A 24632-nucleotide genomic window follows, 5' to 3' on the forward strand; every position below is an offset into this window, starting at 1 on the left:
CATTTGGTCACTACGCGGATGAATCGGGTGTTGTTGGCAGCATGGCGCCGTGAGCCAGCTGACCGACCGTGGCCCCGAACCGTTCCCGCGCGGCCGCCCCGCCGCGCCCCCCTCCGCGATCGGCGCGGCCCTCTTCGGCGGGGCGACGGCTGCCGGGCTCGGCCTCGGCGTGGTCACCGTCGCGGTGCTCCTGGTGTGGGTCGCCTCGCCCTACCCCGGCAGCGACCCGGCGGAGGCCCTGCACCTCGCCGCCGACCTGTGGCTGCTGGCGCACGGCGCCGACCTGGTCCGCACCGTCACGCTCACCGGCGTACCGGCCCCGGTGGCGCTCACCCCACTGCTGTTCGGCGCGCTGCCCGTCTGGCTGCTCCACCGGGCCGCCCGCCACCTCCTCGCCGACCCGGACGACGACGGCCCCGAGGTCGCCTTGCCCGCGCACCCGGAGGCGTCGCCGGGCGCCCGGCTGGCGGCCCTGTTCGCCGGATATCTGCTGGTCGCGGCCGGTGCCGTGGTCTACGCCTCGACGGGCCCGCTGCGCGTTGACCCGGTCAGCGCCGCGCTCTGGATCCCCGCCGTCGCCGCTGGAACCCTGGCCCTCAGCGCCTGGTACGGCCACGGGTGCCCGGGGCCCGCAGCCCGGTGGGACGAGGTGCTGCCCCCTGGCGTGCGTACCGCCCTGGGGGGCGCGCGGGGCGTGGCGGTGCGCCGGGCGGCCACCGCCGCCACCCTCGCCCTGCTCGGCTCCGGCGCGGTGCTCACCCTCGTCGGCCTGGTCCTGCACGCCGAGTACGCTCGGCGCGACTTCCTGGCCCTCGCCCCGGACTGGGTCGGCCGCGGCACCGTGCTGCTGCTCTGCCTCGCCCTCCTCCCCAACGCGGCCGTCTGGGGCGCCGCCTACGCCCTCGGGCCCGGTTTCACCGCGGGCGCGGGCGGCCTCGCGGGCCCGCTGGGCACCTCGGCACCGGCCGCCCTCCCGCACTTCCCGCTCCTCGCCGCCCTCCCGGAACCCGGCCCCGGCACGCCACTGACCTGGTCCGTCGCCGCCGGACCGGTACTCGCCGGGGTGCTGCTCGGCCGGTACGTGGCCCACGCCGCGGCCCGGCCGGACGCCGGGGGGCCCTGGCGGCGCCGGCCCACCTTGGGCGTGGCGGCCCTTGCGGCCGGGGCCTGCGGCGCCGCGACGGCGATGCTCTCCGCTCTGGCGGGCGGCGCCCTGGGCACCGCGAGCCTCGCCCTGTTCGGCCCGACCTGGTGGCAGACCGGCCTCGCCGCCACCGGCTGGACGACCCTGATCGGCCTCCCGTGTGCGCTCCTGCTGCGTGCGTGTCGCCTCCATTCCCAGCGGAAGCGGGAGCGGCACGGGGAGGGAGCGGCGCCCGCGGTACCGGCGCCTGCTGGGCCGTACGTGGAGGGGGCGGGGGACGAGGCGGCCACGCCCGCACGGAGGCGCGGGTCCCGCCGCACGGGCGGCGAGGAAGGCGGCCCGGACCGCGCCCGGCGGCCCGGGCGGAAGGCCCGACGCGCGGCGCGCAAGGCCGCGAAGCCGGAGCGAAAAACCACGAGAGCGGAGCGGAAGGTCACGAGAGCGGAGCGGAAGGCGGCGAAGGCCGAGCAGGCGGACGCCGAGCGGCAGAGCGGTGACGGGGCGCCGCCGGACCCGTACGGGCTCGGCATCCTCGTCCACCGCTTCGACCCCTGGCACGAGGCCGACAACCGGGCGGCCCGCTGGGCGGAGCTGCGGGCCTACTCGGACGGCGAGCCGCCGGAGCACGAAGCGGAGGCCGACCCGCCGGAGCACGAAGCGGAGGCCGACCCGCCGGAGGGCGCCGCGAGGGCCGCCGCGGCCGAGGGCGCCGCCGCGGCCGACCCGGCCCCGGAGGAGCGGCGAGCCCCCTGACGCGGCCGGTGGTCCGGCTTTCACGTCAGGGGGCTCGAAGTGGCCCTGAGCAACCAGGGCAACCGGGTCACCGTCCCGCGGTTACTCCTCCTGGGATCCCAGCAGCGGCCGGAACTCCTTCGGGAGGAGCTTTTCGCAGGACTTGGCGGAGGTGCGGGTCAGGGCGTCGTCGACGCAGGTGAAGTAGTCGTGGTAGGCGAGCTTCACGAAGAAGGTCGCCGCCACCATCAGCAGCGCCAGGGACGCGGTGACCAGGCCGCTGACCGCCGCCGTGGTCTGCGGCCGGGTGGAGCCCGGTGTGGCCTGGCCGGTGCCGGAGGCGGACGGTGTCGGGCGGCCCTCCATGGCCGCCGTCGTCGCCGCGGCGGACGGCCGCCCGGCGCGCGGCTTGGCGCGCAGCGAACTGATCCCCCAGTAGAGGGCGAGCGCGCCGAGCAGCAACGCGACCTCCGGGAGGCTGAAGAGGGCGAAGAAGAACGCCCACAGACCGGCGAGCAGGGCGTAACGGGCGCGCCGCTGCGCCGGGTCGGTCGGGTCCCAGCGCAGTCCGCCGGAGCGTCCCTCGGGACCGCTCTGCCCGGTGGGGCGCCCGGGGCGGTTGCCGAAACCGCCGCTCTGCCGCCCCGGCTGCCGACTGCTCCACCGGCTGCCCCACGCCGGGGGCCCGTCCTCGCCCTGGCCGCCCTCGGGGTGCGAACCCTGGGAGCCGTCCTGCGCCCGTCGGCGCGGCCGCCACTCCTGGTCGGGGACGCCCTCGGGCGGCGGCGCGAAGGGGTTGCGCTCCTGCTGGCCGGAGTCGGAGTCGGAGCCGGGGCCGGTGCCGGGGCCGGTGCCGGAGTCGGAACCCGAGCCCGTACCGGAGCCGGAGTCGGAGCCCGAGCCGGGACCCGCACCGGGCCCGGAGCCCGTACCGGACCCCGCCCCCGAACCCGTACCGGACCCGGAGTCCCCGGGCTCCCCCGAACGCAACGCGAGGCCGCCGCTCCCCGGCCGTACAGCCGTGCCGTTGGGGACGGGAAGCCGCAGGGAGAAGGGAACGGAGGAAGCAAGGGCGGAGGAAAGGACGCCCTCTCCCGGCAGTCGGGCCGTCCCGGGGGACGTCGCGGGCAGCGGGAGGAGGGGGGCCGCGCGGCGGCGTCGGTCCGGCATCTGGAGTGAGTCTTCCCTTGTCTCGGCCGCCCTTCCGGCCGGGCGGCCGGGGGGACGAGCACCACGAACTGCATGCGTTCCTGCGCCTGACGCTACCTCCCGTGCCCGCCCCCGTCCCGTGGGGGCCGCGCGGTGTGCCGGTATCGTTGCTGACGGTCGGCGCCTTCGTAGGGTTCCCCGTATTTACGCGACCCATGGCTTCGTACGACCGCACAAAGGCGCCGGACGGAACCGTCCAGCGGCGGTGCGGGTGTCGGCCCGCAGCACCGCACGCCCACCGCACCGCAGCAGCACCACGCGAGAAAGACCCCCATCGTGGACCCCCTTCTCCCCCCGCGCCGCCCGGACGCCGAGGCGTCCCCGGTCCGGCTCGTCGTCCTCGTCTCCGGCTCCGGTACCAATCTCCAGGCGCTGCTGGACGCCATCGCCGAGGCGGGGCCCGCCGCGTACGGCGCGGAGATCGTCGCCGTCGGCGCCGACCGTGAGGCCATCGCCGGTCTGGAGCGCGCCGAGCGCGCCGGGCTGCCCACCTTCGTCTGCAAGGTCCGCGACCACGCCTCCCGCGCCGAGTGGGACGCCACGCTCACCGCCGCCACCGCCGCGTACGCGCCGGACCTCATCGTCTCCGCCGGGTTCATGAAGATCCTCGGGCCGGAGTTCCTGGCCCGCTTCGGCGGCCGGGTGGTTAACACCCACCCCGCCCTGCTGCCCAGTTTTCCCGGGGCCCACGGCGTACGCGACGCGCTCGCGTACGGCGCGAAGGTCACCGGGTGCACCGTCCACTTCGTCGACGAAGGCGTCGACACCGGGCCGATCATCGCGCAGGGCGTGGTGGAGGTCCGCAACGAGGACGACGAAGCCGCGCTGCACGAGCGCATCAAGGAAGTCGAGCGCACTCTGCTCGTCGAGGTCGTGGGGCGTCTGGCCCGTCACGGCTACCGCATTGAGGGACGAAAGGTATGTATCTCTTGACCGCCACCGCCGAAGACAGCAAGCGGCCGATCCGCCGCGCTCTGGTCAGCGTCTACGACAAGTCCGGCCTGGAGGAGCTGGCGCAGGGGCTGCACGCGGCCGGTGTCCAGCTGGTGTCGACCGGATCGACCGCCGGGAAGATCGCCGCCGCCGGTGTGCCGGTCACCAAGGTCGAGGAGCTGACCGGCTTCCCCGAGTGCCTGGACGGCCGGGTCAAGACGCTGCACCCCAAGGTGCACGCGGGCATCCTCGCCGACCTGCGGCTGACCGAGCACCAAAAGCAGCTCGCCGACCTCGGCGTCGAGCCGTTCGACCTGGTGATCGTGAACCTCTACCCGTTCCGGGAGACCGTCGCCTCCGGCGCCTCCCCCGACGAGTGCGTCGAGCAGATCGACATCGGCGGCCCCTCCATGGTCCGCGCCGCCGCCAAGAACCACCCGTCGGTCGCCGTCGTCGTCAACCCCGCCCGCTACGGCGAGGTTCTGGCCGCCGTTGCCGAGGGCGGCTTCGGGCTCACCGCCCGCAAGCGGCTCGCCGCCGAGGCGTTCCAGCACACCGCCGCCTACGATGTGGCCGTCGCCTCCTGGTTCGCCGCCGACTACGCCGCCGCCGACGACTCCGGTTTCCCCGACTTCCTGGGCTCCGCCCTGGAGCGCAAGAACGTCCTGCGCTACGGCGAGAACCCGCACCAGGGCGCCGCGCTCTACCTCGACCCGGCCGCGCCGGGCGGCCTCGCCGACGCCGAGCAGCTGCACGGCAAGGAGATGTCGTACAACAACTTCACCGACACGGACGCCGCGCGCCGTGCCGCGTACGACCACGACGAGCCGTGCGTGGCGATCATCAAGCACGCCAACCCCTGCGGCATCGCGATCGGCGCGGACGTCGCCGAGGCGCACCGCAAGGCCCACGAGTGCGACCCGCTCTCCGCGTTCGGCGGCGTCATCGCCGTCAACCGGCCGGTCAGCAAGGCGATGGCCGAGCAGGTCGCGGAGATCTTCACCGAGGTCATCGTGGCGCCCGGCTACGAGGACGGCGCGCTGGAGGCGCTGACCCGGAAGAAGAACATCCGGGTGCTGCGGGTGCCCGGCGCCCCGGCGGCGCCCGTCGAGGTCAAGCCGATCGACGGCGGCGCGCTCCTCCAGGTCACCGACCGCCTCCAGGCCGACGGCGACTCCCCGGCCGCCTGGACGCTGGCCGCGGGCGAGCCGCTGACCGCCGATGAGCTGGCCGAGTTGGCCTTCGCCTGGCGCGCCGGGCGGGCGGTGAAGTCCAACGCGATCCTGCTCGCCAAGGACGGCGCCACCGTCGGCGTCGGCATGGGCCAGGTCAACCGCGTCGACTCCGCCAAGCTCGCCGTCCAGCGCGCGGGCGAGGAGCGGGCGCGCGGCGCGTACGCCTCCTCCGACGCGTTCTTCCCCTTCCCCGACGGCTTCGAGGTGCTGGCCGAGGCGGGCGTCAAGGCCGTGGCGCAGCCCGGCGGTTCGATCCGCGACGAGCAGGTCGTCGAGGCCGCCAGGAAGGCCGGCGTGACGATGTACTTCACGGGGACGCGGCACTTCTTCCACTGAGCCCGCCGCCGACGGGCCGTGCGTCGTACCCCCGTGACGGCGCGCGGCCCGTCCGCGCAGCCGAACCTGGCACGGCCGCGCCCCGCCGGGTACCTCGTATGTGCGAGGTACCCGGGGGCGCGGCCACGCGGTTTTCTGTGGGGGACCGAGTCGCCCGGGAAACCGGGGGACCACGCCACCCGAACCATGGGGGAAGAGATGTTCTCGACACAGAAGCGCGCCGCCGCCCTGCTGATCACCGGTGCCGCGGCGACGGGCGCCCTGGCGATGGCGCCGGCCGCCTCGGCCACCCCGTCCGACGTCCACGTGGCCGGCAGCGGCATCGTCAAGGGCTCCGCCACGCTGTGGGCCAAGGACGTCAACGCGCACCAGAAGCCGTACGTCAGCTCCAAGGTCACCGCCCGTCACCTGGGCGGCACGGTGCCGGTGAAGTGCCAGAAGAAGGGCGGCAACGTGAGCTACCACGGCTACAAGAACAACTGGTGGGTGAACGTGCCCGGCAAGGGCTGGGTCTCCGCCGTCTTCTTCAAGGACGGCGCCAACTGGAAGCCGGTGCCGGGGATCCGCGGCTGCTGACGCCCGTGACGGCGGCCCCCGGGACCATGCCCCGGGGGCCGCTGCCTTCAGGCTCACGCTGCTCCGCCCGGCGTGTACTCCTTGAGATGCCGGGCGATCTCGTCCGTGTACGGCTTCTCCTTGGGGAGTACCCCGCCCGCCCGGTTCACCTTCTGGACCGACGTCCGGTACGCCGCGGCCATGGCCAGCCGCCGGTCCCCCTTGACGTCCCGCGACAGCGACCGCGAGATGTCGCACAGGTAGCGCCCGACCGCCGGGATGGACACCTCCGGCGGGAACGGCGGCTTCATCGCGCGTTCGCCGCCTGCCGGGCGGCGGTCGGGCGGGAGCCAGTAATAGAGGACGGACGGGGTCCAGCGGGCGATGCCGTATTCGTCCTTGGCGGGGTCGGAGAGGTCCGGGTCGAAGTTCGACTCCGTTTTCAGGAGGGCGGCGATCAGGGCGCTGGTGACCTCGGCGTTCTCGCAGGAGCGGGCGGCGTTGACAAGGGGCTTGCGGTAGGCGACGGGGATGCCGCGGTCGGTGCGGAGCTCGTCGGCGCCGTACGACGCCGGGTCCGGCGGCACGTCCCGTAAGGCGTACAGCCCGCCGCCGCCGAGGGCCGCGAGGGCGGTGGCCGCGGCCACCCAGACGCGGGGGCGGACGCGGCGCGGCCGCAGCCGGGGCAGGCGCGGCGAGGGGCCGGCGCCCGCGGCCTTCTCGACGCGGCGCAGCAGCGAGGCGGCGTCGTGCGCGGCGCGGGCGGTGTGGTCGCGGGCCAGGCAGTCGGTGACGATCTCCCGCCACTCCACCGGGAGCTGCGGCGAGAGGCGTAACTCCTCGGCGCCGCGCGCGTACCGCAGCAGGGCGTCGCGGCGGGCGGCCGGGCCGCCGCCGGGCAGCGGCGGGACGCCGGTCAGCAGCAGATGGGCGAGGACGCCGAAGGCCCAGATGTCGGCGGTCGGGCGGATCTGCCGCCCGTGCGCGGTGACCTCGGACCACAGCAGTTCGGGCGGGGTGCAGTCGGGGGTGGCGAACGCCGGGGCGTAGGCGTGGGTGCCGTCCATCTCAGCGGCGAGATTGAAGTCGCCCAGCCGCACGCAGACACCGTCGGGCCCGCCGCCGTCGGTGCCCGGCGGCATTAGCAGGACGTTGGCGGGCTTGAGGTCACCGTGCACCCAGCCCGCGTGGTGGAGCTGGGCCAGCCCCTCGCAGACCTGCGCGAGCAACGCGGGCGCCGCCGGCACCGGCCCGGGGGCCGACCGTCGCAGCAGATCCTCGACGGATCCCTCGGCGCGCTCCAGGACGAGGACGGTCGCGCCGTCCAGAGCCGGGCGCCCGGGATCGTCGACGGTCAGCGTCTCGAACATCCGGATCAGCCGGGGCCGTTGCAGCCTGCGGTGGACGTCCAGTTCGCGGCGGGCCAGGTCCTGGAGGTGGCGCAGCTGGCGCGGGGTGCGGGTGCCGGTGGGCAGGATCTTCAGCGCGGCGTCGTCCGGCAGGCCCTCGGCGGGGCCGGTGCGGCGGGCCGCGTAGACGCTGCCGAACGCGCCGGAGGCGAGCGGTGCGCGGACCGTCCAGCGGCCGATGCGGTAGCCCGCGGGGACGGTGACGGTGTGCCGGGCCCCGTCCGTCATGCCGGGGCCCGCCCGTCCAGGACCGCCAGATCGTCCTCGTCGACGAGGTTGAAGCGTAGCGCGAGGGAGACCAGGCTCTCCTTCTTGCCGTTGAGCCGGGGGCCGCCGTCCGCCGCCTCCGGTGGCTGTTTGAGGCGGAGTTTGACGGCGAGGTAGTCGACGTTCCACTGGACCGACGCGCGGCCCGCGGCCGGCCACACCGGGCGCAGCCGCGCGGTGATCTGCTCGACCGTCGGCAGCGGCGCGTGCGGGGCACCGCGCAGCCGCGACTCGCAGAGCGCGGCGAGGACCTGGAAGTACCGCTTGGTGCGGTCCAAGGGGAAGGCCGGGGCGGTCAGTTCGGCGCCGGTTCCGTCATCCGGTCCATCCGGCGCCGTCGGGTCCGCGTAGTCGTGGCGCGGCGCCCAGACCTCGAAGCTCAGCAGGTCACCGGCGGCGGGCAACACCACGCGGGAGAACTCGAACGGCACCGGTGCGTCGATCCGCCCCGGCGCGACCTTGATGTGTTCCCCGGCGCCCTCCGGGTTCTCCACGACGTACGTCTGGTGCGCGCTGAGATTGCCGATCGTCCAGTACGTGCCGGTGGCGGTGATCCGCCCGGCCGTACGGGAGACGCCGCCGTGGGTGAGCGGGAGGTGGTGGGCCGGGGCGCCGGGTCCGGTGGCGCGGCGGCCGAACGTCAGGGATTCGCCGGGTGCGAGACGGAGCTGCGAGGCCGGTCCGGTGCTGTGCGCGGGCACGACGATGATGCTGTGCATGGTCATTCCTTCCCCCGAGAACGCCAGGGGCAGGGTAGCGGCGGAGGAAGATCCCCCTCTCCCGTACCGGAAAAGTGTGACGAACGGTCACCGTGGGGCGGCCTGAAGCCCGCAGGCCCCGGAAAGACCGGCAGGCCCCGGAAAGGCCGCAGGCCCCCTCGCACGGACGCGGAGGGGGCCTGCGGACGGTGGAACGGCGTCCGACGGCGTCAGTAACGCGGGCGGTTGAACCACGCCTTGGCGTCTTCCTTCGAGGTGAAGGCGATGACCAGGATGCCCATCACGGTGTGGATCAGGCCCAGCGGGAAGACGGCGAAGCTGACCACCAGGGTCGCCGCGCCGAAGACGGTGGCGCCGATCCGGACGCCGTTGCTGCCGCTCGCGAACTGCAGCGCCAGCGCGACCGCCAGCACCGTGAAGATCGTGATGACCACGATCAGGGCGATCAGCAGGCCCTTGCCGAGGTTGGCCGCGGCGAGGGCGTCGTCCTGGCGGGCACTGTGCGATGCCTTGCTGACCGCGCCGAGGCCGGTCACCGCCAGGCCCAGACCGATGAGGTTCAGTCCGGCGAGCACGAACAGCAGCACCCGCGCGGCCTTCACCCCGCCGGGCATGCCGGTGAGCGGCGGCCGCTGCATCCCGCCCGGCGGCATCCCGCCGCCCGGGTAGGGACCGTAGGGCGCGGGAGGCTGCTGGGGGTAGCCGTAACCGGGCTGGGGGGCGGGCGGCTGGCTGTAGGGGTTCTGGTTCGGATAACTCACGAGCGGTGTCCTTCAGGCGGGGTGGCCGGATGGTCCGGGACGCGGTGGCCGGGCCCTCATGGCGCCGCGAAGGCCCCCGGCCGCGGGGCGGCGAGGGCCTTCGGGACGGCGCGGGGAGCGGCCCCGCTCCGGCTCACTGGGTCTTGACGACGACCGAGCTGACGATCTTGTCGGCGAAGGTCTGGGACTTCTCGTCCCACAGCGGCCACCAGTAGCCCAGACCGCACAGCGGACCGTCCACGGCGTGGCAGATCTTGCGGAGGAAGGCCATACCGAAGCCCAGCGGCTGACCGGTCGACTCGCTGACCAGCTTGATGTGCAGCGCCTTCTTACCGGGCGTCTGGCCGGTGCTGCCTTCCTTGGAGATCAGGAAGATGCCCGCGCCGAGCGTGACCAGGCCCGCCAGGGCGATCAGCAGGATCGCGAAGATCGGCATGCCGGTGGACGCGGAGTGGAGGGCATCGTTGGCGCACTGGGTGTCGCCCGGCGCACAGTTGTTGATGTCCGTCTGCACCGAGCTGGCCGACGAGGCGGCGACGATGATCGCGATGATGTAGAGGACGAGCGGCACGGCGAAGATGATCAGGCCGTCGATCAGGTACGCGCCGACGCGGGCGCCCCAGCTCGCGTAGCCCGTCGGCATACCGGGCATGCCGGGCTGGCCGGGGTAGCCGCCCTGCTGCGGGTAGCCGCCGTAGCCCTGCTGCGGCGCCTGCTGCTGCGGGTAGCCGTAGGGCTGCTGCTGGGGAGCGGCGGGCTGCTGCTGCGGGTAGCCGTAACCGGGCTGGCCGCCCTGCGGCGGGACCGGCGGCTGCTGGCCGTACGGGGCCTGCGGCGGCTGCTGCGGCTGCTGGCCGTACGGGTTGTTCGGGTCGCCGAAGCTCATGTGGTGTTTTCCTCCGTTGGGTCAGTGGGGGACGACGCGGCGCGACTTCGGAGGAATACAGGTTGTTTCACTTGGCTTGCCCCCGATGATGCCTGCGGCACTGGCCGACAATCCTTCTAGCTGTCGATGAACGTTGTCCAGTCGCGACGGGAAGGTGTTGTGCAAGTGCAATGATCAAATTCTACTTTTCGGGCGCCGACCAGCCCTGATGGGGTCCGGCGGGCCCTGATTGGAACGCGACCGCCTCCATCCGGGAGGATGGGGGTATGAGCGCCCAGATTCTCGATGGCAAGGCCACCGCCGCCGCGATCAAGTCCGAACTGACCGAGCGGGTGGAAGCGCTGAAGGCCAAGGGCGTGCAGCCCGGCCTCGGCACCGTCCTGGTCGGCGACGACCCCGGCAGCCGCTGGTACGTCAACGGCAAGCACCGCGACTGTGCACAGGTCGGCATCGCCTCCCTCCAGCGTGAGCTGCCCGCGAGCGCCACCCAGGAGGACATCGAGGCGGTCGTCCGGGAACTGAACGACAACCCCGAGTGCACCGGCTACATCGTCCAACTGCCGCTCCCCAAGGGCATCGACACCAACCGCGTCCTCGCGCTGATGGACCCGGCCAAGGACGCCGACGGCCTGCACCCGATGAGCCTGGGCAAGCTCGTCCTCGGCGAGACCGGCCCGCTGCCCTGCACCCCGTACGGCATCGTGGAGCTGCTGCGCCGCCACGGCGTGCAGATCAACGGCGCGCACGTCGTCGTGGTCGGCCGCGGCATCACCATCGGGCGCCCGATGCCGCTGGTGCTGACCCGCAGGTCGGAGAACGCCACGGTCACGCAGTGCCACACCGGCACCCGTGACCTGTCCACGCACCTCAAGCAGGCGGACATCATCGTCGCCGCGGCCGGTGTGCCGCATCTCGTCAAGCCCGAGGACGTCAAGCCGGGCGCGGCCGTCCTCGACGTCGGCGTCAGCCGGGACGAGAACGGCAAGATCGTCGGCGATGTGCACCCCGGCGTCGCCGAGGTCGCCGGCTGGGTCGCGCCGAACCCGGGCGGCGTCGGCCCGATGACCCGCGCCCAGCTGCTGGTCAACGTCGTCGAGGCGGCCGAGCGCGCGGCCGGCTGACCGACGGGCGAACGACCACCCACGACTGAGGACGACGGACGGCACGACGATGAACACGGAGGGACAGGCGGCCATGGGCGATGCAGCGCACCCGGACGGCGCGTCCGGGCCCCGGCGCCTGACGCGCCGCTTCCCGCAGCTGACGAGGGACACCGCACGCCCGCAGGGCGGCGGCCGGGCCGCACCGGGTGACTCCCCGGCACCGGCCCGCCAGTGGCCGCTGCTCTCGGTCATGGGCGGCGTCGGCCTCGGGCTGCTGCTCGTTGCGTTCGACGTGTCCCGGATCGGGGCGCTCATGATCGGCCTGTCCCTGCTGGGCGGCGCCGCACTGCGCTGGGCGCTGCCCTCGGTGGGCATGCTGGCGGTCCGCTCGCGCTTCACGGACATGCTCACGTACGGCGTGCTGGGCTTCGTGATCGTGATCCTGGCGATGATGGTGCAGCCCAAGCCGTGGCTTCACCTGCCGTTCCTTGAGGATCTCGTGCACCTCACGGTCCGGTAGGCCGGGCCTCGGGTATCTGGTGGCGGGCCGCCTTCTCCTTTGGGGGAGGGCGGCCCGTTGTGTGGGGCGGGGCGGGGCGGGGCGGTGTGGGCGTATTGCTCAGGGAGGGTTCCTGTTCCCTTCCGCGGGAAGGGCGGCAGGGGCTTGGCCGTATTGCTCAGGAAGGCTTCCTGTCCGATCCCCCGGGAGCGGTGGCGCGGGCCCGTGCAGTCGGCATCGGGATCGGCATCGGCATCGAGGCTCCGTCCACCAGTCCGTACGCGCCGGCCGGTGGTTCCGGGGCAGGCCGGTGCCTCGGGTATGGCGCCCCCGCCGACCTGTCGGGACGGCTGGGCCGGGGTGCGGGACGGGGCCGGGCGCGGGGTCGGGGAAGGGAGCGCGGAGCGCGGGCGTGTGGGGCCCCGAACGCGCCGGGAAGGCCCTCACAGCCCCCGTTTCCGCCGCTCACCCGGCGTGGAAATCTTGGTATTTGTAGGCAGATGGAGGCGCCTCCTTGCCGGGAGACACCGCATGCCTATGGGGTGAACATGGCGCGTTGGCAGGAACTGCCCGTTCCTCTGGACCACCGGGTGCGACAACTCGCGGTACGGATACGGATGCTGAAGGACCGCAGCGGGCTGAGCCTCACCGCCCTCGCGGCGCGGACCCCGTACAGCCGCGCGTCCTGGGAGAGCTACCTCAACGCCGAGCAACTGCCGCCGCGCGACGCCGTCGAGGCGCTGGCGCGGATCTGCGCGGCCGACCCCGTAAGGCTGTTGGCGCTGTGGCGGTCGGCCGCCGAGGCGTGGGAGGAGCGGTACCTGCCCCCGGTCGCCCGGTGCGGGGCGCCGGACCGGCCCGTGGTGCCCGCCCAGCTGCCCCGCCCCGGGGCGCCGCAGCCGGTCGACGGCGGCGAGGACGGCGGCGACGGCGGCGTACGGCCCAGGGTGGTGGGGGTGCTGGGCGGCGTGGTGCTGGCCACGTTCGTCGCCGGACTGCTGGCGGGCCGCCCCTGGCTGGGCCCGGAGGCGGTCGATGCGGTGCAGGGCGTGTTCACCGTCCGACGTGGCCAGGAGCGCGGCTGTGCGGTCATCCGCAGCGGCGGCTTCCTGCACGCCGGGCACAGCCGTACCGAGGTCCGGCTGCTGGACGTCGGCAGCACCGGCTGGGAGGTCGTCGAGGCGCAGTGCCTGCTGCGCCACCGCGGCTACGGCGCGGGCGCCGCCGACGGCGTCTACGGCCCGCGGACCGAGCGCGCGGTCCGCGCGTTCCAGAAGGCGTCCGGGCTGGCCCCGGACGGCGTCGTCGGGCCGGACACCTGGGGGGCGTTGCGGCGATGAGCGACGGGCCGCGCCCGGGGGCGGCGGGCCTGGGGCGTGGACCCGGGGCGCGGCGGACTGGAGCGCGGCCCCGGGGTGCGATGGAGCGGGGCGCCGCGCGGGGCGGCGCCCGAGGGCGGCGTAGCGGCGGAGGGCGCCTGCGGCGCGCCGTGCGGCGGTGCGCCCGGAGCGGGGCCAGGCGCCGCGTCCGGTGCGGCGTACGGTGCGGCGCCGGACCCCTCGGCGGGGCCGGGGCCCGGGGCCGGGCTGAAGTGGCGTGCCCCGCGGCCGGGTTGCATCCGTACGGCGTCCGACCGACCCCGTAGGGGAGCGGCGCGTGCGGGGCCGTGAGCGCCGGGGGCGTGCGCGGCGGCCGGGGGCGCCTGGTTCGATGGGGCGGGGGATCTGATGAACGGCCGGTGCCGGTGGGCGGCCCGGGGACGAACGGTGACCGTACGGCGCGACGCACGCGTACGGGGGAGAGGGGGAGGCATGCCGCGCTGGCGGGCGCTTCCGGAGGAACTGGAGCCGGAGATAAGGGAGTTCGTCCGGCAGATGCGCGGCGTCGTGGACCGCGCCGGGCTGAGCGTGTCCGACGTCGCGGAGCAGACCGGCACGCCCCGCGCCGACTGGGTGCGCCACCTCGACGGACGGCAGCCGCCGCCGCGCGAGGCGGTCGCCGCGCTCGCCCGGGTGGCCGGGGTGCCCGCCGCGCACCTGGCCGCCATGGGAGAGGCCGCCGCGGCGGCCTGGCGGCACCGTGCGGAGCGCGGCGACGGCCCGCCCGGGGTGCCCGGTGACGGCGCGCGGGGCGGCCGTCGGCGCCGCATCCTCCTGGCGGCGGGTGCGGGCGCCGCGCTGCTGGTGGTGGCCGCCGCGGGGCTGCTGGTCCGGCCCGGCAGCAGCGACGCGGCGCCCCGGGAGCCCGCCTCCGCGGCGACGGCGGAGCGGAGCGATCGCCCCGTCCCGCCGCCGGGCGTACGGTGCACGGCCGACGGCTGCATGGGGCGCGACCCGGAGGCGTCCGGCTGCGCGGCGAAGGCGGTCGCCACCGCCCGGGGCACGGCGGGCGGCGTGCTGATCGAGGTGCGCTACAGCGCGGACTGCCGGGCCGCCTGGGCCTGGATGGTGGGCGCCGACCCCGGCAGTCAGGTCAGCGTCAGCGCCCACGGCCACAGTGCCCGGGCCACCGCGGGCCGCAGCGGCGCCGCCACCACCCCGATGGTCACGGTCCCGGGCACCTCCGGCACGGCCACCGCCTGCGGCACCACCGCCCGCGGCGCCCAGGGGTGCGCGCAGCCGCTTGCCACGCCGGTGCCGGTGCCGCCGCCCGGCTCCGGCTCGTAAGGGGCTCGCGGGGCCTCGCCGGGGCGCGCGGCGAGGCCCAGCACGCCCCGTACGGCACGCCACGCACGCCACGCACGCCACGCACGCCGCGCCCGGCGAACCCACCCCGCCCCGCCCGACGAACCCCGCGCACCCGAGGGAGGCACCCGCCCGGCCGCCAAATCCCAGCCGACCCACACCCCCCTGACGTCACACCAGGAACCCGTGCCTCCGCGATGGTCCCCCAGGTACCGGCACTGCTCGGCCGTGAGCAGGGGCGGGGCGGGCGCCCGGTGGGCTGGCCGGTAATCGCCGACGGGCCCGGGGTGGCCCGTACCGCGGGGCATGCCGTCGCCCATCGCGGGCAGGCGGACAGCAACCCCCCACGGGTGTGTCCGACCCGGCGGCCGCCCGCGCCCCTCCTCCAGCGGGCGGCCGCCGTGTCGTACGGCCGGGGCGCGGCACGCCCGGCACCACGCACCCCGTGCAAGCCCCTTCGGGCAAGCCCGTAGGGGACGGGCCGGGGCAGGCTCTCGGCAGGCCCCCGCCGCACCCGTACGGGCGTACCCCGAGGCGTCCGGTGAGGTGTGCCACACCGGCCCGTCGTCGAGGGCGGGGCGGGGTCCGATAGCCTGACGGACAGGTCTCTCGATACCAAGAGACTCGTCGAGAGTCGTCGATGAGACCCCGAAAACGGGCAGACACCCACCGCCACCCCAGGTGGACCGGGGCTTGCCCCCGGAACACATCGCGCAGGAGATCGCCATGACCCGCACTCCCGTCAATGTCACCGTCACCGGCGCCGCCGGTCAGATCGGTTACGCCCTCCTCTTCCGCATCGCCTCCGGTCACCTGCTCGGCGCGGATGTGCCGGTCAAGCTGCGCCTGCTGGAGATCCCCCAGGGCCTGAAGGCCGCCGAGGGCACCGCCATGGAGCTGGACGACTGTGCCTTCCCGCTGCTCCGGGGCATCGACATCTCGGACGACCCGAACGTCGCCTTCGACGGCGCCAACGTCGCCCTCCTCGTCGGCGCCCGCCCCCGTACCAAGGGCATGGAGCGCGGCGACCTGCTGGAGGCCAACGGCGGCATCTTCAAGCCGCAGGGCAAGGCCATCAACGACCACGCCGCGGACGACATCAAGGTCCTCGTCGTCGGCAACCCGGCCAACACCAACGCCCTCATCGCCCAGGCCGCCGCGCCGGACGTGCCGCGTGAGCGCTTCACCGCGATGACCCGCCTCGACCACAACCGTGCGCTCTCGCAGCTCTCGAAGAAGACCGGCGCCCCGGTCTCCGAGATCCGCAAGCTCACGATCTGGGGCAACCACTCCGCCACCCAGTACCCCGACATCTTCCACGCCGAGGTGGCCGGCAAGAATGCCGCCGAGGCCGTGAACGACCAGGCGTGGCTGGCCGACGACTTCATCCCGACCGTCGCCAAGCGCGGCGCGGCGATCATCGAGGCCCGTGGCGCGTCCTCCGCCGCCTCCGCCGCCAACGCCGCCATCGACCACGTCCACACCTGGGTCAACGGCACCGCCGACGGCGACTGGACCTCCATGGGCATCCCCTCGGACGGCTCCTACGGCGTCCCCGAGGGCCTGATCTCCTCGTTCCCCGTCACCATCAAGGACGGCGCGTACGAGATCGTCCAGGGCCTGGAGATCAACGACTTCTCCCGTGAGCGCATCGACGCCTCCGTCAAGGAGCTGTCGGAGGAGCGCGAGGCCGTCCGCGGTCTCGGCCTGCTCTGACCCGCACCGCCGGGCGCTGACCTCCCCGGCGTACGCATCCGGCGCACGGCCACGGGCCCGCGCGGTCCCAACGGATCGCGCGGGCCCGGCCGTTGCGCCGCCCCCTGCCGCAATGGCGCTGGCCGGAAACCGCCCGCCTCCCCTATGCTGCCGCTCCGTAGGCTGCGCGGCGGAGGGCCCTCAAGGCCCGGGCCACGGCTCCGGACCGCGCCTTGGGGGGAAGAGCGGTGAGTCAGACGAACGTGCCTGCCCAATCGGGCGACCACGACGACCGGACGTCCTTCGACAAGGGGCCGGCCGCGCCGCCCCCACCCCCGGGGGCGCCACCGCCCGCCTCCGTCCCGCCCGCCGCCAGCGAGGCCACCCGCCTGCTGTGCGCCGGTACCTACCTGGACGGCACCTACCGCGACGCCGTCATCGAGGAGCTGTACGTCCACGAGGAGCGGTTCGCCGCCCCGTCCCTGGGCATCGACGCGGCCCGCGTCCTCGCCCACGCGCTGCGCGCCCGCCGCCTCGAACTGGGCTGGGCCGCCGCCCTCCTGGGCCTGTGGATCGTCTCCATCCCGCTCTCGTACGGCATGACCACGCTCTATGTCTGGCCCGTACTGCTGCTGGGCCTCGCCCGGTTCGTCCGGCGGCTGCCGTTGCCGCACTGGCTGGCGGGCGGCGCCGCCTTCCTGCTCCGCTGGTACGGACGGATCACCGCGGTCATGATCGCGGTGTTCCTGCTGACCGCGGCGTTCGGCGCCACCGCGTCCCTGGTGGAATGGCTCGTCCCGTGGTCGTCCGGCAGCGATTACTCCACCTACGCGTCCGACGGCGCCGCCGCGACCGACTGGACCGGCTCCGGCGCCTTCGACGACGGCTCCTCGTCCGGGCCGGGCCCCGTACAGATGTGGGTCACGCTGCTGCTGCCGGTCGCCGTCGCCGTCCTCGTCGCCCTCCAGCGCCGCCGGACCGCCCGCGTCCTCCAGGAGGAGCTCTCCCGCCCCCGCTTCCCCGACCTGCACCGCGATCCGGCCGAGGCGCACACCGGCGCCCGCTTCCAGCGGCTGCGCGAGCGGATCCGTACGGAACAGCACGGCCAGTTGGTGATGTACCGGCCGACCGACCCGTTCCGCGGCGCCGGGGAGGCGTACGGCACCTGGTCGCTCTCGGTGGAGCTGCGGCCCCGTACGGACGTCGAGGTCCGGCCGCTCGACAACGCCGCGTTCCTGGAGCGCATCGTCCCGCTGGTCGAGGCGTTGCGGGTGCCCTCGGCGCACCGCTCGCCGCGGACGCGGTCCGCGGTCCGGGACCGGCTGCGGGAGCTGGAGACCGATGAGTGCGTCTTCCTCCCGGCGGACGGCCTCCCGGCGCGCGCCGCGGCGCCGTACGCCCCCGTGGAGCTCGCCCGGCACCGCACCGAGGCGGTCGAGGAGGGCGGCGAGACCCGGCGGCACTTCCTGCGCATCCGGATCGGCGGCTGGCACGAAGGCGTGGTGACGACGGTCTTCGTACGGGTCCACACCCAGGGCGGCATGCTGATGCTGGAGGTCTCCCCCCATGTGCTGTGGCCGCTGCGGCAGCAGTTCCAGGACGCCGACCGCTTCGCCCACCAGGAGGCCCACCTCCACCCCGTCGTCCGGGGCCTCCGGGCGCTGATCGACACACCTCGCGCCGGGGGGCGCGCGGTCGCCACCCTCGCGCGGGGGGTGCGCTCCGTATGGCGGCTGGCCACCGGTGGCCACGCGGCCGCGCTGCCCGAGGGCCCCGGACTCGCGGTCCGGGAACTGGGCTCGTACGGCGATGCCTCGCTCTTCCAGGGCATGGACGCCGCCCGCTACCTCAAGACCGTCCAGCAGCGCGTCACCGCCGGGGTGACCACCGCGCTCCACGAGGCCGGGTACGTCACCGAGGAGTTCGAACGGCGCGTGGTCAACGTCGCCGAGGGCGGCGTCTACATCGAGTCGGCCCAGGGCGCGGTGGGCATCGGCGACCACAACACCGTCACCAACAACGACCGGCGCGGTGGCGCGCCCACGGAAGGGGCCCCACGTGGCAACGGCTGACGATCAGGGCAAAGGCATCCACATCGGCACGGTGAACGGCGCCGTCGCCATCGGCAACAACAACACCGTCACACAGAACAGCGGCGCGGGCCCGGTCACCGACCCGGCGCACGAGGAGCTGCTGCGCGCCGTCCGTGAGCTGCGCCAGGACCTGTCCCGCGCGGTCGCCACCCCGCAGATCGACGCGCTGGGCGGGGAGTTGGCGGAGACCGAGACGGAGATCGCGACACAGGGCGCGGCGGGCGCCGGGCGCCTGGCCCGCCTGCGGACCGCGCTCGCCGACGCCGGTTCCGTCATCGGACTGCTGGCCTCCGGGACGGCCGTCGCCGAGGCCGTCGCCGCGCTGGTGGGCGGATGACCGCACACGGCGGTGGTGCCGCCCGTTGGAACAGCGAGACCCAGCAGTGGGACGACGGCGCGCCGCCACCCGCGCCGTACACCGGCCCGCCGCCGCCCCGCCCGGCCTGGAGCCCGGTGACGGGCCCGGCGGCGCCGTCGGCCGCGGGCGGGGACGCACCGGGTACCGGCGGGGCGCCCGCGCCCGGCGCCGGGCCTGCTGCCGCCCCGGCCCCTCCTGCTGCCGCACCCGCCGCACCCGCCGCACCCGCCGCACCCGCCGCGCCCGCCGCGCCCCCGGCCGCACCGGCCCCCGCCCCGTACGCTGACCAGGCCGCGCTCGACGCGCTCCCGGGGAGCGTGGCGTGGGACGAGCGGCCGACGGTCGCCGGGCGCCGGTCCTCGCGCCGTACCGCCGCGCTCGCGGCGGGCGCCGCGGTCGCCGTCATCGGGCTGGGCTTCGGCGGCGGCTGGTTGCTGTGGGGCCAGGGCGGCGCGCCCGCACCGAAGCCCGCCCCGCACACCCCGACGGCCAGCGGCCGGGCGTCGTACCCGGAGCTGCCCACGGAACCCATGGAGCCGACGCCGACCGGCACCGGCCTCCCCGAGGGCTTCCACCTCGTCCACAACACCGACAAGGGCTTCACCCTCGCCGTACCGGAGGACTGGCAGCACGACTCCCGCACGGACGGTGAGTTCTACACGTCGCCGGACGAGCGCGGGCTGGTGCAGGTCTTCGAGATCCGCGAGCCGGACGAGACGCCCCGGCACTCCCTCGCGACCGCCGCGAAGAACCTGGCGGGCAACCCCGGCTACACGGAGATCGAGCGCGGCGCGTTCGGCGACGGCGCGCCCTCCCCGGACGCCGCCAAGCTGATCTACGCCTACGACAGCGCGCAGCTGGGCGAGCGGGTGCAGGTGGTGGACTGCGCGTTCAGCACGGACGACGGACGGCAGTTCGCGGTGCTGGTCCGCGGCCCCGCCACGGACTGGCCGCAGCAGGAGACGACGCTCCGGGCGGCGCTCAACGCGTTCGTCCCGCATGCGTGAGGGCGGGACGGGCGCCTGACGGCGGGGCGGACGCCTGACGGGCGGGCCGGGGGCGGCGGACCGCCCGGCCCGTGGCCCGGCGGTCCGCCGTCAGGCGGCCCGCGGCGCCGGAGGGCCCGCTCACCCCGCGGCCGCCCCGCTCACCCCGCGGCCGCCCCGCTCACTCCGCGCCCGTCCCGCCGCTCATCCCGGGAGCTCGGTCCGCTCCCACCACTCGTAGACCGGCAGCCGTCCCTCCTCCGTCTCCTCGTACCGGCCGGTGGCGCGGAAGTGTTCGTATCCGTTGCGCCAGGCGATCTTCATCTCCGGTCCCGGTGGCTCGATCGGCACGATCCGCTCCGGGAAGTCGGCGGGTCCGCCGCTCAGCACTGCCTTCGTCTCCGTGTCAGCCATGCCCGGATTGTCGTCCCGGGCCCGCCGTCGCAGGGCGGCGGCACGCCGACGCGGTACGCGCCGGGGCGGCGACGGGCGCACGGACGGCGGACGGTTTCCGGCCGGGCACCGGCGCCACCCCCACAGGTGGTTTGTCCGCCGACCCGACGCCCTACGGGCGGGCCGCTGCCCACACTGCGGGCATGACGGAACACGGTGAGGAAGTGCCCGCGTACCGCACCATCAGGGTCACCGCACAGGACGGCCCGGTGGCGGAGCTGTCCGAGGAGGAGGCGTGGCGGGCGCGGGAGCGCTATCCGGAGATCCTGGGGACGGGCGGCCCGGTCTTCTGCGCCGCGCGCGAGCGGGAACAGGGCGGCTGGGAGGTGCGGTGCGTCGGCGGCAGCGGCCCGCAGACCGCCCGGGACGCGCTGGCCGCCGAGTTCCGGCGGCGGGCCCGGCGCTCCGCCCGCACGGCGCACGCGCCCGCGTATCTGGCGGCCGCCGCCCGGCTGGAGCGGGAGCGGCCCGACGACCTGACCGTCCTGGGGGAGCGGTACCGCGTCGTCCGGTGCGAGGAGTTCGTCCGGATGGGCCCCGACGGACCGGAGCCGCCACGCCCCTCGGACCCGGACCCGGCGGTGTACGACGACGCCTGCCACCCGGGCCGGACGAAAGGGTTCGTCATCGACCCGGCGGTCGGCACGGGCATGTCGGCCGGCGTCCTCAAACTCGATCTGCTGCAGTTCGTCCGGGCGGAGGGCTCGGCGCCGCCGGACGTCGAACGGGACGAGCGGCGGGCGGCCGTCAGCCATCCCGGCGGGGTGCTGCTCCCGGCGGCGTTCATGGTCGCCGAGCGCACCGGCGGCGAATGGCAGGCGCACACCGCCTCCTGCGACACCCCGCAGGACGCCCGCGACGCGCTCACGATGTGGCTGCGCGTCCTCGCCCCCGTCACCCTCGAACTGGCCGGTGCGGAACGGGATGCGTACGAGCGGGCCGGCGACCGGCTGGCCCGTCGCCCCGGCAACGACGTACGCGTCGAGGGCCGTCCGGGCCGCTGCTTCAAGGTGGTACGCGTCGAACGGCTGGTCCGCATCGGCCCGGACGGCCCGGAGGGCCCCCGCCCCTCCGACCAGGACCCGGACACACCCTCCGCGGAACGGGCCCGGCAACGCGACGGCGCGCCGGACCGGGGACCGGGGCACGGCTGAGGGCGCCCAACTGCCGCGTCCCGGGCCGGTATCGGGTGAGGCAAGGCGCGACGGCCTCGCGCGCTGCATGCCGACGTCCCTGCCCCATACCGCTGTTGAACATCTCGACGTGCGCGACGTGGGCGGACACGCCGCTCCGCACCCGCCCGCCCAGGGTGAGGGCATGAACGCGCCCACCACAGCACAGCCCGGCGGCGGCACCGACGCGGACGCCCGTATCGCCGCACTGGAGGAGAACCACCGGCGGATGGCCGCCGAGATCGAGCGGCTGGAGGAAGAGGTCCAGGGCCTGCGCCGCCCCGGCCTCGGGTTCATCGCCCGGGTCGGCGTCGGCCTGATCGTGCTGATGACGGCCGTAGTACAAGGCGGTTGAACACGGCCGCACCTTCGCCAAGGTGGACCGGGCCTTCCCGTCCTCTCAGATCTGCTCGGTGTGCGCATTCAGGGACGGCCCCAAGCCTCTGCACGTCCGGGAATGGACGTGCAGAGGCTGTGGGACCGTGCACGACCGCGATGACAACGCAGCCCACAACGTTCTCTTCGAAGGGCGCCGTATCGTCGCCGCCGGACGGGCGGAGACGCTGAACGCCTTGTGGAGCGCCGGTAGGACCAGGACGAAATTCCCGGCACAGCGCGGTGAAGCAGGAAGCCCCCGGAAGGGCCGGCAGGCCCAGACCGGAATCCCTGGAATTCAAGCCAGGGAGCACGTCAAGTCGGTCCGCCGTACGAAGGCAAGGCGAAGGCGCGAAGGCAAAGGACAAGCCTCAGCTACTAGGCTGGGGCTTCCTCTTTACGTACGGGACAAGGGAGTTGGCATCGCCCCCCCGTTCGCCCCCTCACGTCTCCTGTGACGGCGGCTTCGCCCCCGGGAGCTGGTCCTCGACCTCGGAGATGTCGAGGCTCTGGGCGGCGGTCGGGGTCTTTGGCGAGACCTGGGTGCCGTAGTTGCTGAGGAGGATCGTCGCGGTCTGGTGGTCGACCTCGGTGGTGAGGCGGCGCGGTACGTGTTTGCCGTCGATGGCGACGTAGAGGGTCTGGCTGGCGCCGCCGCGGGTCTTGACGATGGGCAGGACCCGGGTGCCCTCCTGAACGGTCGATTTGCCCTTGCGCAGGGTCAGCTTCGGCTGGGGTGAGGCGCCCGGCGGGGCCGGGGCGGGGGATTCGGGGCTGCCGGAGCCCGCGGTCTGCTTCTGGAAGGCGGCCAGGTCACAGGCGGCGGCGATGCTCGCCGGGAGCGGGTCGTCGGTGGTGCCGTGCAGGTAGCGGCCCTTGACGCGGGCGATGACGGAGGCGGCGGCGTCCGCGGAGAGCTGGCCCTTCCAGAACGCATCGTCCGGCTTGAGCCAGATCTGGCGGCCGTGCTTGATCAGCTCCACCTTGCCGTAGCGGCCCTTGCTGATGGATCCGGTGCAGTCACCGGAGCGGTTCATCGTGATGTCGAGGCGGGTGGCGTCGACGCTGGTGCTGGTGCGCAGCCGCAGCGAGGTCGCCGCCAGCAGCTCCTTGCGGGCCAGCTCCGAGACCTGTCCGGCGGACTTCCCCGCCAGGTCGCCTTCGCCCCCGGAGTCTCCCGCCCGGGCCGTCCCGGCCCCCGCGAAACCACCGAGGAGGGCCGCGCCGCAGGTCAGGGCGGTGATACCGGTCGTGGTTCGCCGTCTGCTGCTCATCCGTGGGCACCTCCGCACCGAGATGGGCGTACGGCTATTCAGGGTACGTATGAGGACATTCAGTCGCACATTGAGTGACTCGGGCCACTTTCCCCGAAGGGTTGGGCATAGCTGTAGAGGTTTCGGGGAGGGGTCCCCGTTGCTGGTGGGAACCAGTGGAAGAAAATCGGTGACGGAAGGCAGACAGCGTGTCGGCAAGCGAGACCATTCACGTAGACGGGGTGTGGCGCGCCGCCGCATCCGGCGCCACGCGGGAGGTCCTCGATCCCGCCGACGCCACGGTGATCCAGCGGGTGGCCGAGGGCGGTGCGGAGGACGCCGACGCGGCGGTGGCCGCGGCCCGCCGCGCCTTCGACGAGGGCATCTGGTCCGGCACGCCGGTCGCCGAGCGCGCCGCGCTGCTGCGCCGCGTCGCCGACCTGCTCCAGCGCGACCGCGAGGAGATCGCGCTCATCGAGAGCCGCGACACCGGCAAGACCCTGGAGGAGGGCCGGGTCGACGTCGACGACGTCACCAACGCCTTCCGCTACTTCGCCGACACCGTCATGAACGAGAGCGGCGGCCGGGTCGTCGACGCCGGTTCCGCGGACGTGCACAGCGTCGTCGTCCACGAACCGGTCGGCGTCTGCGCGCTCATCACGCCGTGGAACTACCCGCTGCTCCAGGCCAGCTGGAAGATCGCCCCGGCGCTCGCCGCGGGCAACACCTTCGTCATCAAGCCCAGCGAGGTCACCCCGCTGTCGACCGTGTACCTGGTGAAGCTGCTGGCCGAGGCCGGTCTGCCGAACGGGGTCGCCAACATCGTCACCGGCGCCGGGGTGCCGGTCGGCCAGCGCCTCGCCGACCACCCCGACGTCGACCTCTTCTCCTTCACCGGCGGCCTGGTCAGCGGCACCAAGGCGGGCGCCGCTGCGGTCGCCGGTGCCAAGAAGATCGCCCTGGAGCTGGGCGGCAAGAACCCCAACGTGGTCTTCGCCGACGCCTGCACCACCGAGGAGGGCTTCGACACCGCCGTCGACCAGGCGCTGAACGCCGCGTTCATCCACAGCGGCCAGGTCTGCTCGGCCGGTGCCCGCCTGATCATCGAGGAGTCGGTCAAGGACCGTTTCGTCGCCGAGCTGTCCCGCCGTGCCGAGAAGATCAAGCTCGGCCGCGGCACCGAGGACGGTGTGGAGTGCGGCCCGCTCGTCTCCCAGCAGCAGCTCGACAAGGTCGAGGCGTACATCGCCTCCGCGCTCGCCGAGGGCGCGCAGCTGCGCAGCGGCGGCTCCCGCCCCGAGCCCAGTGACATCCGCCCGGCCACCGGCTACTTCTACTCCCCGACCGTCCTCGACGGCTGCCACCGGGAGATGAAGGTGGTCCGTGAGGAGACCTTCGGGCCGATCCTCAGCGTCGAGACCTTCACCACCGAGGACGAGGCCGTCGCGCTCGCCAACGACACCGAGTACGGCCTGGCCGGTGCGGTCTTCTCCGGCAACTCGGCCCGCGCCCGCCGCGTCGCCGCCCGGCTGCGCCACGGCACCGTGTGGATCAACGACTACCACCCCTACCTCCCGCAGGCGGAGTGGGGCGGTTTCGGCAAGTCCGGCATCGGCCGTGAGCTGGGCCCCTCCGGTCTCGACGAGTACCGCGAGTCCAAGCACATCTACGAGAACCTCCGGCCTGAGCCGGTCCGCTGGTTCGGCGGCTGACCACGCCGCACGGCGGGCGGCTTCCCTGACGGCCGCCCGCCGCCCCGCCGGGGCCCGGCCCCG

At 74.5% G+C, this 24632-nt stretch carries 23 protein-coding genes; 16 read left to right on the forward strand and 7 right to left on the reverse strand.

All coding sequences use genetic code 11. The features are described 5' to 3' along the window. Positions 1-49: 49 nt before the first annotated feature. Positions 50-1897, forward strand: coding sequence for a DUF6350 family protein (locus OG422_RS19515; RefSeq protein WP_405743903.1), 1848 nt, complete (start codon positions 50-52; stop codon positions 1895-1897). Between the two features lie 81 nt (positions 1898-1978). Here the strand turns inward: OG422_RS19515 and OG422_RS19520 are convergent, their stop codons facing one another. After that, the gene (locus OG422_RS19520) at positions 1979-3046 is read right to left on the reverse strand and encodes a hypothetical protein (RefSeq protein WP_405743904.1); all 1068 of its coding nucleotides are present in this window, start codon (positions 3044-3046) and stop codon (positions 1979-1981) included. Between the two features lie 315 nt (positions 3047-3361). On the opposite strand from OG422_RS19520, the gene purN reads away from it, so the two are divergent. The 3 genes from purN (at position 3362) to OG422_RS19535 (ending at position 6165) form a co-directional block, all read left to right on the forward strand. After that, positions 3362-4018, forward strand: a complete 657-nt coding sequence (gene purN / locus OG422_RS19525) for a phosphoribosylglycinamide formyltransferase (protein ID WP_143942756.1) — start codon at positions 3362-3364, stop codon at positions 4016-4018. Continuing rightward, the gene (gene purH / locus OG422_RS19530) at positions 4006-5589 is read left to right on the forward strand and encodes a bifunctional phosphoribosylaminoimidazolecarboxamide formyltransferase/IMP cyclohydrolase (RefSeq protein WP_251076722.1); all 1584 of its coding nucleotides are present in this window, start codon (positions 4006-4008) and stop codon (positions 5587-5589) included. Before purN ends, purH begins: the two co-directional genes overlap by 13 nt. Before the next feature lie 198 nt (positions 5590-5787). Beyond that, a complete protein-coding gene (locus tag OG422_RS19535; protein ID WP_405743905.1) occupies positions 5788-6165 on the forward strand; it encodes a hypothetical protein in 378 nt (125 codons plus the stop codon). Positions 6166-6218: 53 nt separating this feature from the next. On the opposite strand, the gene OG422_RS19540 is transcribed toward OG422_RS19535, so the two are convergent. The 4 genes from OG422_RS19540 to OG422_RS19555 form a co-directional block, all read right to left on the reverse strand. Beyond that, a complete protein-coding gene (locus OG422_RS19540) occupies positions 6219-7781 on the reverse strand; it encodes a serine/threonine protein kinase (protein ID WP_405743906.1) in 1563 nt (520 codons plus the stop codon). After that, positions 7778-8539 (reverse strand): FHA domain-containing protein, encoded by a 762-nt coding sequence (locus tag OG422_RS19545; protein WP_405743907.1) that lies wholly within the window; start codon positions 8537-8539, stop codon positions 7778-7780. The genes OG422_RS19540 and OG422_RS19545 overlap by 4 nt, the downstream gene beginning before the upstream one ends. A 209-nt stretch (positions 8540-8748) precedes the next feature. Then, a complete protein-coding gene (locus tag OG422_RS19550) occupies positions 8749-9300 on the reverse strand; it encodes a hypothetical protein (protein ID WP_405743908.1) in 552 nt (183 codons plus the stop codon). A 133-nt stretch (positions 9301-9433) separates the two neighbouring features. Then, the gene (locus OG422_RS19555) at positions 9434-10186 is read right to left on the reverse strand and encodes an RDD family protein (protein WP_405743909.1); all 753 of its coding nucleotides are present in this window, start codon (positions 10184-10186) and stop codon (positions 9434-9436) included. Positions 10187-10452: 266 nt separating this feature from the next. On the opposite strand from OG422_RS19555, the gene OG422_RS19560 reads away from it, so the two are divergent. From OG422_RS19560 to OG422_RS19595, 8 genes are all read left to right on the forward strand, one after another. Next, entirely contained in the window at positions 10453-11307 is an 855-nt protein-coding gene (locus OG422_RS19560) for a bifunctional methylenetetrahydrofolate dehydrogenase/methenyltetrahydrofolate cyclohydrolase (RefSeq protein ID WP_405743910.1), read from the forward strand. A gap of 73 nt (positions 11308-11380) precedes the next feature. Next, positions 11381-11809: a DUF3017 domain-containing protein gene (locus tag OG422_RS19565; protein WP_405743911.1), complete on the forward strand. Its 429-nt coding sequence runs from the start codon at positions 11381-11383 to the stop codon at positions 11807-11809. Positions 11810-12336: 527 nt separating this feature from the next. Further along, entirely contained in the window at positions 12337-13128 is a 792-nt protein-coding gene (locus OG422_RS19570; RefSeq protein ID WP_405743913.1) for a peptidoglycan-binding protein, read from the forward strand. A gap of 471 nt (positions 13129-13599) precedes the next feature. Then, positions 13600-14454, forward strand: coding sequence for a DUF2690 domain-containing protein (locus OG422_RS19575; protein ID WP_405743915.1), 855 nt, complete (start codon positions 13600-13602; stop codon positions 14452-14454). A 744-nt stretch (positions 14455-15198) separates the two neighbouring features. Beyond that, complete coding sequence (locus OG422_RS19580) at positions 15199-16188, forward strand: malate dehydrogenase (RefSeq protein WP_143944502.1); 990 nt, start codon at positions 15199-15201, stop codon at positions 16186-16188. Positions 16189-16415: 227 nt separating this feature from the next. Then, positions 16416-18239 carry a hypothetical protein gene (locus OG422_RS19585; protein ID WP_405743917.1) on the forward strand — a complete coding sequence of 608 codons (1824 nt, stop codon included), beginning with the start codon at positions 16416-16418 and terminating at the stop codon, positions 18237-18239. After that, positions 18226-18597 carry a hypothetical protein gene (locus OG422_RS19590; protein WP_143944501.1) on the forward strand — a complete coding sequence of 124 codons (372 nt, stop codon included), beginning with the start codon at positions 18226-18228 and terminating at the stop codon, positions 18595-18597. The genes OG422_RS19585 and OG422_RS19590 overlap by 14 nt, the downstream gene beginning before the upstream one ends. After that, a complete protein-coding gene (locus tag OG422_RS19595; protein ID WP_405743920.1) occupies positions 18594-19625 on the forward strand; it encodes a hypothetical protein in 1032 nt (343 codons plus the stop codon). Before OG422_RS19590 ends, OG422_RS19595 begins: the two co-directional genes overlap by 4 nt. A gap of 183 nt (positions 19626-19808) precedes the next feature. On the opposite strand, the gene OG422_RS19600 is transcribed toward OG422_RS19595, so the two are convergent. Then, on the reverse strand, positions 19809-20018 hold the full coding sequence (locus OG422_RS19600; protein ID WP_143944782.1) for a DUF5988 family protein: 210 nt from the start codon (positions 20016-20018) through the stop codon (positions 19809-19811). A gap of 182 nt (positions 20019-20200) precedes the next feature. Between OG422_RS19600 and OG422_RS19605 the strand changes: the two genes are divergently transcribed. From OG422_RS19605 to OG422_RS19615, 3 genes are all read left to right on the forward strand, one after another. After that, positions 20201-21211, forward strand: coding sequence for a DUF5954 family protein (locus OG422_RS19605; protein WP_143944783.1), 1011 nt, complete (start codon positions 20201-20203; stop codon positions 21209-21211). Positions 21212-21374: 163 nt separating this feature from the next. Beyond that, positions 21375-21584, forward strand: coding sequence for a hypothetical protein (locus OG422_RS19610; RefSeq protein WP_405743922.1), 210 nt, complete (start codon positions 21375-21377; stop codon positions 21582-21584). A 22-nt stretch (positions 21585-21606) separates the two neighbouring features. Further along, positions 21607-22062: a zinc ribbon domain-containing protein gene (locus OG422_RS19615; protein ID WP_405743924.1), complete on the forward strand. Its 456-nt coding sequence runs from the start codon at positions 21607-21609 to the stop codon at positions 22060-22062. Here OG422_RS19615 and OG422_RS19620 read toward each other — a convergent pair. Then, complete coding sequence (locus OG422_RS19620; RefSeq protein ID WP_405743926.1) at positions 22048-22878, reverse strand: hypothetical protein; 831 nt, start codon at positions 22876-22878, stop codon at positions 22048-22050. The genes OG422_RS19615 and OG422_RS19620 overlap by 15 nt on opposite strands. Positions 22879-23066: 188 nt before the next feature. Between OG422_RS19620 and OG422_RS19625 the strand changes: the two genes are divergently transcribed. Further along, positions 23067-24569, forward strand: coding sequence for an aldehyde dehydrogenase family protein (locus tag OG422_RS19625; RefSeq protein WP_405743928.1), 1503 nt, complete (start codon positions 23067-23069; stop codon positions 24567-24569). Positions 24570-24632: the final 63 nt, after the last annotated feature.

It is taken from the genome of Streptomyces sp. NBC_01525 (assembly GCF_045040405.1).
GTDB classification, from domain to species: domain Bacteria; phylum Actinomycetota; class Actinomycetes; order Streptomycetales; family Streptomycetaceae; genus Streptomyces; species Streptomyces benahoarensis.